Annotated in this window: 5 protein-coding genes and 2 pseudogenes; 2 read left to right on the top strand and 5 right to left on the bottom strand. The window is 37.6% G+C overall.

What is annotated here, in order from left to right; translation table 11 throughout:
* The first annotated feature begins 6 nt into the window (after positions 1 to 6).
* Complete coding sequence (locus H1X92_RS10190) at positions 7 to 2,214, top strand: pentapeptide repeat-containing protein (protein ID WP_180560030.1); 2,208 nt, start codon at positions 7 to 9, stop codon at positions 2,212 to 2,214.
* Between the two features lie 279 nt (positions 2,215 to 2,493).
* The gene (locus tag H1X92_RS10185; RefSeq protein ID WP_180560029.1) at positions 2,494 to 4,680 is read left to right on the top strand and encodes a pentapeptide repeat-containing protein; all 2,187 of its coding nucleotides are present in this window, start codon (positions 2,494 to 2,496) and stop codon (positions 4,678 to 4,680) included.
* A gap of 53 nt (positions 4,681 to 4,733) precedes the next feature.
* On the opposite strand, the gene H1X92_RS10180 is transcribed toward H1X92_RS10185, so the two are convergent.
* The 5 genes and pseudogenes from H1X92_RS10180 to speG form a co-directional block, all read right to left on the bottom strand.
* The gene (locus H1X92_RS10180) at positions 4,734 to 6,083 is read right to left on the bottom strand and encodes an MFS transporter (protein ID WP_180560028.1); all 1,350 of its coding nucleotides are present in this window, start codon (positions 6,081 to 6,083) and stop codon (positions 4,734 to 4,736) included.
* A 504-nt stretch (positions 6,084 to 6,587) separates the two neighbouring features.
* A pseudogene (mgtE, locus tag H1X92_RS10175) lies at positions 6,588 to 7,874 on the bottom strand (magnesium transporter); the annotation flags it as partial.
* A gap of 364 nt (positions 7,875 to 8,238) precedes the next feature.
* Positions 8,239 to 9,768 carry an exopolyphosphatase gene (gene ppx / locus H1X92_RS10170; protein ID WP_180560026.1) on the bottom strand — a complete coding sequence of 510 codons (1,530 nt, stop codon included), beginning with the start codon at positions 9,766 to 9,768 and terminating at the stop codon, positions 8,239 to 8,241.
* A 4-nt stretch (positions 9,769 to 9,772) separates the two neighbouring features.
* Entirely contained in the window at positions 9,773 to 11,842 is a 2,070-nt protein-coding gene (gene ppk1, locus H1X92_RS10165; RefSeq protein ID WP_180560025.1) for a polyphosphate kinase 1, read from the bottom strand.
* Positions 11,843 to 11,899: 57 nt separating this feature from the next.
* Positions 11,900 to 12,485 (bottom strand): annotated as a pseudogene (gene speG / locus H1X92_RS10160) (spermidine N1-acetyltransferase).
* Positions 12,486 to 12,715 lie beyond the last annotated feature (230 nt).

The following is a 12,715-nucleotide window of genomic DNA, read 5'->3' as shown; positions in this document are numbered from 1 at the left end:
ATGTGTATGCGTGTGACAACCACTAACCGTGCCGATGTTATCGTTAATTCAGCTCACAGTGCTTCAGATTCATCTTCCCGTTTCCAACGTTTAAGCCAGACAATCTTGACTATTTACAATAATCATAAAGAGGTGGTACATCGAAATAATTGTCAGCGCATAAAGAAATTAATTAACAAGGACTGCCATTTTGTTAGCCAATTTTTAATTAAGATCCGCCTCAGTGGCAATAATTTATCAGGTATTGATCTGCAAGATGCCAATTTGGCATCTTTACCCTTGAGCAGAGTCAATTTATCTCACGCTGAACTGCAACATGCTGATTTAAATCATAGTAAATTGAAAAATGCGTTATTGATAGCTGCTAATTTGACAAAAACTAATTTGTCTCAAGCAAATTTACGTGGTGCGGATTTACATGATGCCGATTTGAGTGATGCAGATTTAGGTGGTGCCAATTTACGTGGTGCAAATTTACATGGTGCTAATTTACGTGGCGTGAATTTAACTGATGTCGATTTATTTGGCGTAGATTTAAGGGCGGCAGATTTAGCTGGTGCGAATTTGACTAATGTAAAGTTAATTGGTGCGAAGTTAGCAGGTGCAAGTTTTCGTGGGGCTACTTTCGCTAAAGTGAATTTATTAGGCGTAGATTTACGGAAAGTGGATTTAAGAGAGGTGGATTTTAGAAAAACAAATATCTATATCACGACGTTACGTGGGATAAATTTAAGTGGAGCAAATTTAAGTGGCAAAAATTTAAGTGGGTTGGATTTACGTGGCGCTGATTTAAGTGGCGCGGATTTAAGTAGTGCAGATTTGTCTGGGGCTAATCTAAGTGAGGCTAAATTAGCGGGTGCAAACTTATGCGATATAAAACTACCTAGCTGGAACCAGGATAATCTGGATCGCTATCTTAATCACATAAACAATAGGACCAGTCTGCTTAAAACCATCGCCAGCATTGATCTTAAGTATCGTGACGAGAAAATAGCGCTGGTGCATCAGCTTATTAATTCATTAGACCAACGTTGCCCAGATATCTCACTGTCATCGGTGGTAGAGCCATTGTTAAATATTTTGGCTAATGCGCCTTATAATCAGGATCCGAAAATTATTAACTGGCTTAATGACAATATTTTGCCCCTTTATTTGGCCAAATATGATACCAGCATGATGCCGATACCGACTGATCCCCTGTTGCCAACCTTGTTGAGTTGTATTAGCAAGCAAAAGGAACTAATGTTTAGCCATAATGGGGCCTTTATTCAATTGATTTCACAAGCAATGGCGGGTAATAGTTGCTTCAGGCATCAGACTAAAACGCTGTACAATTATTATCTACAGGATAACCGTATTATCCCTTATACTGAAGGTAATTTTGGTGATTATGCTGGTCAGGCTGATTGGTCTACTAGAGATGCCGATAATCTTATCCTACTTTCTGTACAGTCAAATAGTGACTATGCCATGATAATGTCACAAAATCAGTTACAGCAAATGCTGGATATGCAAACGGAAAAAGCGGATATCAACTGGCATGGCTTTTATCTCTATCAGGGGCAGGAGAATATTGGCCCGGCGGATTATCAGTTAGATAATCTTTTTCAGTATCATTTTAAATTATTTATGCCAAACTATCGTTTTCATCAATCGCAAGCCAGCTTTAAAAAATTATTGGCTAGCTTGGCATTAGGTGATTTACAGTCGATCTTTCAAACAGCGATAACACAACCTTTTTGTCAAATAAAGTTAATCGATTTTGCTAGTCAGGCAAAATTGGCAGTAATATTTAACCATAAGTTTAAGCAATATACAGAAAATGGCGTGACAGGTTATCGTTTAACCGATAATTATAGGCAACAATTGCTGCAAGCTTATGATTTGTCTAACGCAGATAGATCAACGCAGGCGGAAACCTTATTAAGCCTGGCCGCCGTTTTTAGCAAATATTCTTCCAGCGCAATATTCAGTACTGAAACCGAGTCACCTAATGCATTAAGGTATTTTGCTTTTGCTCTAATGGAGCAGGCATATCAATTGGCACCTGAAATATTTTCATCTGAAGAACAGTATCAAGATTGGAGCAATAGATTGCTAGGCAACGATAATGCATTTAGTTGTACAGCAGTGTTATTCACTATTATGGTTAACCATATAAAACAACATTTTTCTACCACGCTGGCTAGTATTATGCCGCCGGCCTGGAGTTAGTTGCGCTGATTATATCACCTTAAATTTAATCGATGAGTCGTCTCTGATTATTTGTTATTAGAGACGTTAATTTTGTCAGCTTTCGTCACAAGCTTGCCTAATAGATATGCAACATAATTAGCCAAAAATATTTTTTAAAACAGATAAAAAAATAATAAAAGTCAAAAAATGATTAAATAATAATTAATAGCCATTAAATAGCGGTTTTTTGCAATCATACTCTATTTAATCACTCGTATATTACCCTTTCCACATTTATAAATTAATCAAGGAGTGATTATGCAAGTTTCCTCTTCTAATGGCGCTAATTCTATCTTTCGCTCAACTACTGATACACCCTCAGAGCCACATTCTGACTTAACAATTTTAAGGCAGGTCATTTCTGATGATTGTGGTATTGATGACAAAAGAGATTTACAACAACGCAAACGTGAGATTTTAGATAAATTAATTATGCAACGTCCGGTTGGTGCTGAGCTAGATTTGCGTAAAGCTCAACTAAACGAAGTTGATTTAGCAATGCTTGATTTCGAGCGGGCTAGATTGCAAGAAGCTAATTTAGATAAAGCCCGTTTAAATGGCGCCAATCTGCAAATAGCTAATTTGACAGATGCCACACTAAAATATGCCAGATTGGATAGTGTCAATCTTGATTATACCTGTCTTAATGGTGCTAAGCTGAATATGGCAACGTTATGCCATGCTAGGTTGTATAGAACTAAATTAATAAAGGCGGATCTGAGTGATGCCAATTTAAATGATGCTAAGCTGTTTGATGTTGAGCTAAATGGGGCTAATTTGCAAAATGCTAAGTTAGTGAAGGCTGATTTACAGCAAGTCAAATTGGTCGAAGCTAATATGCGCCAGGCTGACTTTAGTCACTCTAATTTACAATCCAGTGTTTTTATTGAGGCTGATCTGGCAGAAGCTAATTTAAGCCACACTAATCTAAGCTCCACTAATTTCACTAACGCTAAGTTGAATAGTGCCAATTTAAGTAACGCTAATTTTACTAAAGCTAAGTTGAATGGGGCTGACTTAAGTAAGGCTAATTTTAAGGGGGCCAATCTGAATGGTGCTATTTTAACTGGTGCTAATTTAGACAAGGCAAAGCTAAGTGATATCGCTTTACCGGTTTGGAATATTGATAATTTAGATCGTTATCTTAATTATATCAACAATGATTCTAGTTTGTTAACGACCATTGATAGTATCGATGAAAAATATAATAAAATAAAAATTACCTTGGTACATCAGCTAATGAATTCATTAGACAACAGCGCTGAAGAAGTTTCACTATTATCGGTGGTTGAGCCTTTGTTAAATACTTTGGCAAAAGCACCCTATAATCAGGATCCAGATATCATCAACTGGCTCAATAACAATATTTTGCCACTCTATTTGACACAATATAATATCAGCATGATGCCAATATTAGACGATCCTTTGGTAGCAACTTTACTGACTTGTATGTATACCAAGCCAGAGCTGATGTTTAGCCATAATGGCGCCTTTATTCAGTTAATTTCACAAATAATGGCGGGGGATAGCAGCCTTAAAGAGCAGACTAAAACGCTGTATGATTTTTATCTGCAAGATAGACGTATTGCACTTTATACGATGATGCCTGATTTTGGTAATTATGCCGGCAATTCTGATTGGTCTAATAAAGATGCTTATAATTTTATATTGCTCTCCCCACAGCAAAATAGTCACTATGCCATGATGATGTCACAAAATCAGCTACAGCAAATGGTCGGTATACAAGCGCAAAAAGTGGATATCAACTGGCATAACTTCTATTTGTATCAGGGGCAGGAGAATATCGGCCCGGCAGATTATCAGTTAGATAATCTTTTTCAGCATCATTTTAAATTATTTATGCCAAACTATCGTTTTCAACAACAACGAGCAAAATTTAGCAAATTATTAACTACCTTACAGCTAGGTGACTTACAGTCCACCTTTCAAACCGCGACAAAACAACGCACTTCTCAAATAAAATTAATTGATTTTTACAGTCAGAATAAACTGGCAGCCATATTTAATAATAAGTTTATGCCATATACGGAAAATGATGCGGCAGGTTATCGTTTAACTGATGGTTATAGGCAACAATTGCTGCAAGCTTATAATTTGTCTAACGCAGATAGATCAAAGCAGGCAGAAACCTTATTAACGCTGGCCGCTGTCTTTAGTAAATATTCTTCCAGTGCAATATTTGGCACTGGAACCGAGTCACCAAATGCATTAAGGTATTTTGCTTTTGCTTTAATGGAGCAGGCACATCAATTGGCACCGCAAACATTTGCTTGTGAAGAACAGTATCAAGATTGGAGCGATAGATTGCTGGGCTACAATAATGCCTTTAGCTGTACGGCTGTGCTGTCAACCATAATGGTTGAGCATATAAAAAATCATTTCCCTACCACGCTGGCTAGCATTATGCCACCGGCCTGGAGTTAATACTGGCATTTTTATCGTCAGTTAGCCCCGATTTTTCCGCTCAGGTATCAGTCTTATGACTGATACTCTTTATTAGGATTGGATTTATCTGGTTGAGGATTTTGCCATCCTTGATAAGCTAGGGGTAAAAAACCAACCAAAATAGCTAATACTGCCACGATACTGACATAGTAAATTGGCGCCAACTGAGACTGTTGTAACCAGAAGCCAGTGATAATTGGCGTTAGGCCACCGAAGATCGCATAAGCGATATTGTAGGCAAAGGACAGGCCGGAATAGCGGATAACCGGAGGGAACGCACGGGTAGCGATAATCGGTGTTAAAACAACCGCGCCAACGAATAGTCCCATAATGCCATAATAGCTACTTAACGCTAAAAAGGAGAGAGAGGGTGATAATATATAATAAAAATAGCTAGTTGAAATAATAAGTCCACTATAGGCAATTAGCATGGTGATACGAGAGCCAATTTTATCACTTAAGTAACCCCAAAAAATACAACCAATTGTCAACATCAGCACGGCAACGCAATTGGCTTGCAAGGCGCTATTGCGATCAATATGGTAGATCCCGCGTAAAATAACGTCAGGCGTCATTAAAATGATCACGATAATAGCGGTAGATAAGGACCAGGTTAACGCAGCGGTGATCAAACAAGCCTGTTTATGGGATGTTAACACCGTCTTGATCGGTAACTCATTACAAAGCGCTTTTTGCGCCGCTAATTCTTTAAATATTGGAGTTTCCTGTAAAAAGCGTCGCAGATAGACAGAAATAAAGCCAAATATACCACCGATAATAAATGGGATGCGCCAGGCAAAATCAACAATTTGTTGTTCGCTAAAATGATATTCAATGCTAATGGCAACTAAAGAGCCGAGTAAAATACCACCGGTAATGCCCGAAGTCAGTGTACCAATTCCTAAACCATAACGCTGTCTTGGCGTATGTTCAGCGATAAATACCCAGGCGCCGGGCATTTCTCCGCCAATTGCTGCTCCCTGCAGAATACGCATCAATAGTAATAACAGTGGAGCTACGATACCAATCGTTGCATAAGTGGGCAGTGATCCTATGACTAAAGTAGGCAGAGCCATCATAAATATACTTAGACTGAACATGCGTTTACGGCCGATTTTATCGCCATAATGCGCCATAATAATGCCACCTAATGGACGAGCCAAATAACCGGCAGCAAATAAGCCAAGCGTTGCCATCAGCGCGAGAAATTGATTGCCACTTGGGAAAAAAAGTTGCGAGATGATTTTGGCGTAAAAGACAAAAATAACAAAATCATAAAATTCAAGTGTGCCACCTAACGACGATAATGCTAGTGTTTTATAATCTTGCCGATTTAGTGGCCTGGCAACGGGCTGACTTTGCGTGTTGGTTAGCGATGGCATGTTTTTATCCTTTTTATTTTATTTACAGGCAAAATAGTGTATTCGAATGCTGGATAAATTATTCTAACAATAGGTAAAATTTGGTGATTGGTTTTATTTTTTAAATCAGCAAAGATTAATGCAATAATGGTATTTTATTAAGCAGAAATCATTATCTATTCATGATCTAGAAGTTATAACAAATATCTTCTATTTTTATCATCATTTTCTAAATAAACATTAATAGCAGATATTATAATATCTCACTTTGAATGAGCTTTAAATAGGATAAATATTGGGTTATTAGCTTTTAATTAAATCGATAACTCGCAAAACCAAGAATGGGATTTAACTAGTTATCTATATTTTTTTAGCAATATAAATAGATTAAATTGTGATATTAGCACTCATATATAGAGAAAAATTTGCTTATTAATTTAAATAGATTGAGATGGAAAAGCTATTTAATAAATTGGGGTTTATGGCGCTATTCTAATGTTGCAATAATAGATTAGCGCTAGCGATTTAAATGAGAAAAAGGGTTGCTAAGCCTAAGAAAATAAAGAAGCCGCCGGTATCAGTAATTGCGGTTATCATTACACTTGAGCCAATGGCCGGATCTCGACCTAGTTTGACCATAATTAATGGGATAATAACGCCCATTAACGCGGCCATCATTAAGTTCAGTATCATGGCTAATGTCATCACCGCGCCCATCTCTAGGTTACCATAAAGTAAATAGGTGATGATGCCCATAATGCCGCCCCAGACAATACCATTAATTAAGGCTACCCCTAACTCTCTCAGTAAGAGAAATGAGAAATTACCAGTCTGGATCTGATGCAAGGCAATTGCCCGCACAATCATAGTGATAGTCTGATTGCCTGTATTGCCACCAATGCCAGCTACAATAGGCATTAATGTTGCCAGCGCGACAAGTTGTGAAATGGTATTTTCAAAAACGCCAATCACCCGTGAAGCGATAAAAGCGGTACATAGGTTAACGGCAAGCCAAGTCCAGCGAGTTTTTACCGCTTGCCCGACCGGGGCAAAAACATCTTCTTCAGGACTTAATCCTCCCATGCGACGAATATTGCTATCACTCTCTTCATTAAGATTATCAACTATATCTTCAACTGTTAGGCGTCCCATTAATAAACCATTATTATCAACCACAGCAGCGGAGATCAAATCGTATCGTTCAAAAGCACTTGCGGCGTCTTCTGCTTTTTCCTCGGGCAAGAAGCTTACTGTAGCGGTTTTCATCACATCAGCCACAGTTTTTGTCGGTGGTGCGGTTAAAATCGTCGTTAATGGCAATTCCCCCTGTAAGCGATTTTGTATATCAACAATAAAAATTTTATCGGTTGCTTCAGGAATATTGCCACGTTGCCGTAGATAGCGTTGAACGGTTTTCAGGCTAACGTTAGGTCTAACGGTAATAAATTCAAAATCCATCATTTGGCCCACGCTATCTTTAGGATATTGCAGGACTTCACGGATCTGATTACGTAGACTGGGATCAAGATAAGTCAATAAGCGACGCATTGTATCGCGAGGTAAATGTTCGGCGATATAGGCTTGTTCGTCAACATGTAGATTAGCCACAGCACGTAGCAATTCTCTATCTGACATGTTTTTTAGTAAACTTTCCCAGACTGAGGTTGACGCCTCAACTAATACCTGACCGCGTATATTATTATCGATTAAATACCATAACGATGAGCGTTCATCATAAGGTAACATCTCTAATAGATCAGCAATATCTGCTGCATGTAAGGCATGCAATAGTGATTTAATTTGGGTGATTTTTTGATCTTGTTTTACGCTTGATGAGCTTTGTTGTTTGCCATGTTGGGTGGCTAATATTTTAATCGCCTCTTCATTTTCCATAAAAAGCGTTAAAATATCTTGCCTAATTTGAGCCAGCTTTTGGGAATGTGGATTAATAAGTGAGGTAATATTTGATGAAGAGGCTGGTTGAGACATGGTTATCCTTAAATACTAATAGTCGTAACCTATTATCAGGTATTATCATTTATAAAACTTTTGATTAAATGCACACATTGTTTTAACAACTACTATCAGCATTAGGATAGATAAGTTATCCGATAGAAATTAAGCAATTAAATTAGATTTATATTTGGTAAATTTTATTTTTTATAATACCAAAATATCAAGTAGATTCCTCTTTAATTTTTAATTTCCAACCAGGTACCTCTTGCCAGTATTTTTGTTCTTTTTCTAAATCTAGCAGCATTAACGCATTTTGCTGTAAATAGTGAGAAGGGAAGTAGAGCGTCCAATGACTTTGATCGGTTTTTAAACGCAGTGAATTTGGCGTTGTTGTTGATTGACGTTGATTGTTAAGAAGAGTAGCCAACCGTAAAAGTTGGATCATCGGTAAAAATTGTTTTTTCTTAAACAGATTTAACTTAGGAATATCTTCCGATTTAATGCTTTTTTTATGATATCTCACCAATGTTGCCAGTAATAACTGTTGCTCTTGGTTAAATCCCGGCAGATTGGTATTGTGTAAAATATAGGCAGAATGACGGTGTAAGCCATTATGATTTATATTTAATCCTACCTCATGCAGCATAGCGGCCCAGATAAGTAACACTTTCAATTGTGGGTTAGCTAACTTGGGATTTTGTTTGGCCCATTGTTGATATAGAATTTCGATGGTTTTTGACACTCGCTGGGTTTGTTCATGATCAATATTATAGTGTTCAGCTAAACTTAATGCAGTACGCTGGCGAATGTCTTGATGACGAAAACGCCCTTCCATTTCATATAGAACTCCTTCACGCAAAGCGCCGTCAGACAGAGATAATTGTTTGATCTGTAGAGAATCAAATATACCACATAAAATGGCCAATCCCGGAACAAAAACATGAGCACGCTCTGCCGATAAGCCAGGTAGATCGAGGGATTTAAAATTTTTATACTTTAGTACTAATTTCTTTAATTTAGCTAAGCGTTCAGGGGTAATGATGCCATCTGAGTCACCCAACTGACAAAGTACCTCATGGATTGCTTTTATGGTTCCTGAAGCGCCAAAGGCACAGTCCCAACCTTTCATTTTATATTGGCAAGCAAGATTTTCCAGTTTTTGCTGGCTAGCAAAATAGGCACGCACAAAATTGGTTTCATTAATGATATTATTGGCAAAAAATTGACGGCCATAACTAATGCATCCCATTTTACGGCTTTCCATTAATACAGGCTTAAAATCTTCGCCAATAATGAGTTCCGTTGATCCACCACCAACATCAATCACCAACTTGCGGCCCTTTTCTGGCTGGGTATGTTCTACACCCATAAAAATAAGTCGCGCCTCTTCTTGGCCTGAAATAATTTCAATTGGATAGGGGATAATGGCTTTAGCGCGTTGCAAAAACGCTTTGACGTTAACCGCTTCTCGTAAGGCATGGGTGCCAACAATACAGACATTATCTGCGCTAAAGCCTTGTAAACGTTCAGCAAAAAGTGCTAAACATGTTAAGGCACGCTGAATTGACTCTTCGCTTAATTTGTTATGCTCATCTAAGCCGTCAGCCAGATGAACGCGTTTTTTAATACGGGTTAAAATCTGTAGAGCACCATTAACAATTCGTGCCACAATCATATGAAAGCTATTAGAGCCTAGATCAATGGCAGCAATTTCCATCGGCCTTGATGCTGAAGGTTTAGTTAATGGCATAGTATTAAGCTCTTGTCTCGGGATGTTCAAGTGATTTTAAATAATCGTAGACGGCAAGTTGGGCTTGGATTTTGCGTTTATTACCACGTGGTACGTAACGATTAGTTAACTCTTTATCGATATAACGAGCTTTAACTGTATCGTTAAATTGTAATTCAAGAATATCGAGCACGCGCTGTTTCAGTTGTTGATCAACCAATTTAACCGCGACTTCAATACGAAAATCGATATTGCGCGTCATCCAGTCAGCCGATGAGATAAAGACTTCTTCGTTACCATTGTTGCTAAATACATAAACTCTATCATGTTCGAGAAAGCGGTCAACAATGCTAGTAACTTGAATATTTTCACTAAAATTAGCTTGGCCAGGAACCAGTGAACACATGCCGCGGATCAGCAGGCGAATTTTTACGCCAGCATTGGAGGCATCATAAAGACGATTAATTAACTCTTTGTCGTCTAAATTATTAATTTTTAAAAATATAGCGGCCGCTTTTCCCACCTGAGCGTTGGTAATTTCCCGCTCGATCAGTTGCGTCAGCCGAGTGCGTGAATTTTGCGGTGAAACCATGAGATTTTCAAAACTGACGGGCCGGTAAGGATTTTCAATAAAGTTAAATACCCGCCTTACTTCATTGGTAATTTGTTGATTTGCCGTTAATAAGGAATAATCGGTATAAAGGCGAGCGGTTTTTTCGTTAAAATTGCCGGTGCCAATATGGGCATAGCGAATAATTTCACCTTGTTCGAGGCGGGAAATAATAAAAAGTTTAGCGTGGATTTTCAGGCCAGGTGCAGAGAAAATAACATGTACTCCGGCTTCAGTAAGATGCTTGGCCCAATGAATATTGGCCTCTTCATCAAATCTAGCTTGTAATTCAACCACCACGGTGACTTTTTTACCGTTGTGAGCAGCATTAATCATCGATTCAATGATGCGTGAATCCTTGGCTACACGATAAATATTGATTTTAATTGTCAACACGTTGGGATCAAAAGAGGCTTGCCGTAATAATTCTATCGTATGTTCAAAAGTGTAATAAGGATAGTAGAGGAGAACATCCTTTTCTCTGATGGCATCAAATCCATTACGGAAGTTATCAAAACGACGATGACGTAAGCGCGGCAATGGCTTATTAAGTAAATTTTTATTACCTTCATTCGGAAATTTAATGAAATCTTTAAAATTATGATAACGGCCACCCGCAATAACCGAATCATCATTAGATAGTCCGAGTTTTTTTCTCAGTAGTTCGACCATTTCATCAGGCATGTTGCGTTGATAAACAAAACGAACAGGTTCGGCATTAAGTCGCTGTTTTAAACTGGATGACATCAACTCTAGCATGCTGGATTCCATCTCAGTAGTTAAATCATATTCCGCATCGCGCGTCATTTTCATAGCGTAGGCGTTTAATTGGTCATAGTCAAAAAAGCCTTTAAATATTTCGTCTAGACAATAACGCAAAATATTATCTAGCAGGATCATTGACTTCCTGCGTTTTGGCATTTCAGGCGGTAAATGAATAAATCGAGGCTGTTTGCCCGCCGGAATTTCGAGTAAAGCATATTGAATATTTTGCCCTTGGATAATCTCAACGGCTAAATAGGTATAGTCATCTTTTAGAAATTCAACTAAATCTGTTTCTGGTGTGATCAAGATAGGCGTAATATGTTGACGAAGTTGTTGGCGAAAAAATTGACGTAACCAAATTTGTTGGTTCGGTGAAATTTGCCGCTCGTTAATGAGGAAAATTTGGTTATGCGCCATTTCCAGTAACAGCTCGTTATACAGTGAGTCAAATTCTTGATCGAGCTTAGCAACTTTGCTTTCTATTCTCTTTAGTAGCTGGCGTGAACTGGATGCGCTTCCTTGTTCTTCATTAATTAATATCCGTCGCTTAACATCGGCAAATCTAATTTTATAAAATTCCTCAAGGTTATTGGAATAAATGCCCAAAAATCGCATACGTTCAATCAGCGGATTACGTTTATCTGCTGCTTCTTGCAAAACTCGCTCATTGAATGATAGCCAACTGATCTCTTTTTCTATATAGAGTCGATCTTGAGACATCTTTACTCCATAACCAATATTGTTATTTAGTAATATAGGATATTGATACTTACCAGCTTATCTGATTACTAATGATTTTTCAGATATTTTATTGCTCTCTAGTAGGGATTTTTTTTTCATTTCACTGTATTGATGTTGAAAAATACTCATCCGTATGACAGTGCGATATTTGCCATTAATAAAAAAATTCATCCACCAGATCGCCTTCAATATGAAAACCTAATTTTTTATAAATATGCAGCGCTTTGGTATTTTCTTTATCCACAATTAAGTAGACTTTATAGAGGTTTAAGACTGAAAAGGCATAATCCATCGCTAAGTTAGTGGCTATAGCAGCGTATCCTTTACCTTGAAAGGCCGGATCAATAATAATACCAATTTCTGCTCGACGATGAATGTAATTTATTTCTACTAATTCGATTAATCCAATTTTAGTACCTTCATTTTCAATAATGAACCGACGTTCTAATTGATCATGAATGTGTTTATCATACAGGTCGCTTAATTCAACAAAGGCTTCATAAGGTTCTTCGAACCAATAACGCATGACACTGGCGTTATTATCTAATTGATGGACAAATGGGAGATCTTCACGTTCTAAGGGTCGTAGTGTAATCGACTCGTTTTTTTTGCCAGTAGGCATTGGATACCTCGATTGCGAGTAAAACTTAGCATATAAAAATAGTCACTATGGATGTTCTGTATTTTTAGTTACTCTGGTCAGTCAAAAATAGCAGAATCAAGCTAAGTGATAAATAAGAGCAACTATATTTTAGCAATAAACTCAGTTTTCGATAACTAATTCGTTAAGTATTGGTTGATTATTCTTATAAAATTAATCAATTAGAATTGGTATAAGTATGGGGCAATATT

Source organism: Arsenophonus endosymbiont of Apis mellifera, assembly GCF_903968575.1.
Classification (GTDB): Bacteria; Pseudomonadota; Gammaproteobacteria; order Enterobacterales; family Enterobacteriaceae; genus Arsenophonus; species Arsenophonus apicola.
This window is presented reverse-complemented; position numbering and strand designations above follow the sequence as displayed.

Coding starts and splice junctions, on each gene's coding strand:
- H1X92_RS10190 (WP_180560030.1), top strand. CDS start 7: ATGCGTGTGACAACCACTAACCGTGCCGATGTTATCGTTAATTCAGCT.
- H1X92_RS10180 (WP_180560028.1), bottom strand. CDS start 6,083: ATGCCATCGCTAACCAACACGCAAAGTCAGCCCGTTGCCAGGCCACTA.
- H1X92_RS10185 (WP_180560029.1), top strand. CDS start 2,494: ATGCAAGTTTCCTCTTCTAATGGCGCTAATTCTATCTTTCGCTCAACT.
- ppx (WP_180560026.1), bottom strand. CDS start 9,768: ATGCCATTAACTAAACCTTCAGCATCAAGGCCGATGGAAATTGCTGCC.
- ppk1 (WP_180560025.1), bottom strand. CDS start 11,842: ATGTCTCAAGATCGACTCTATATAGAAAAAGAGATCAGTTGGCTATCA.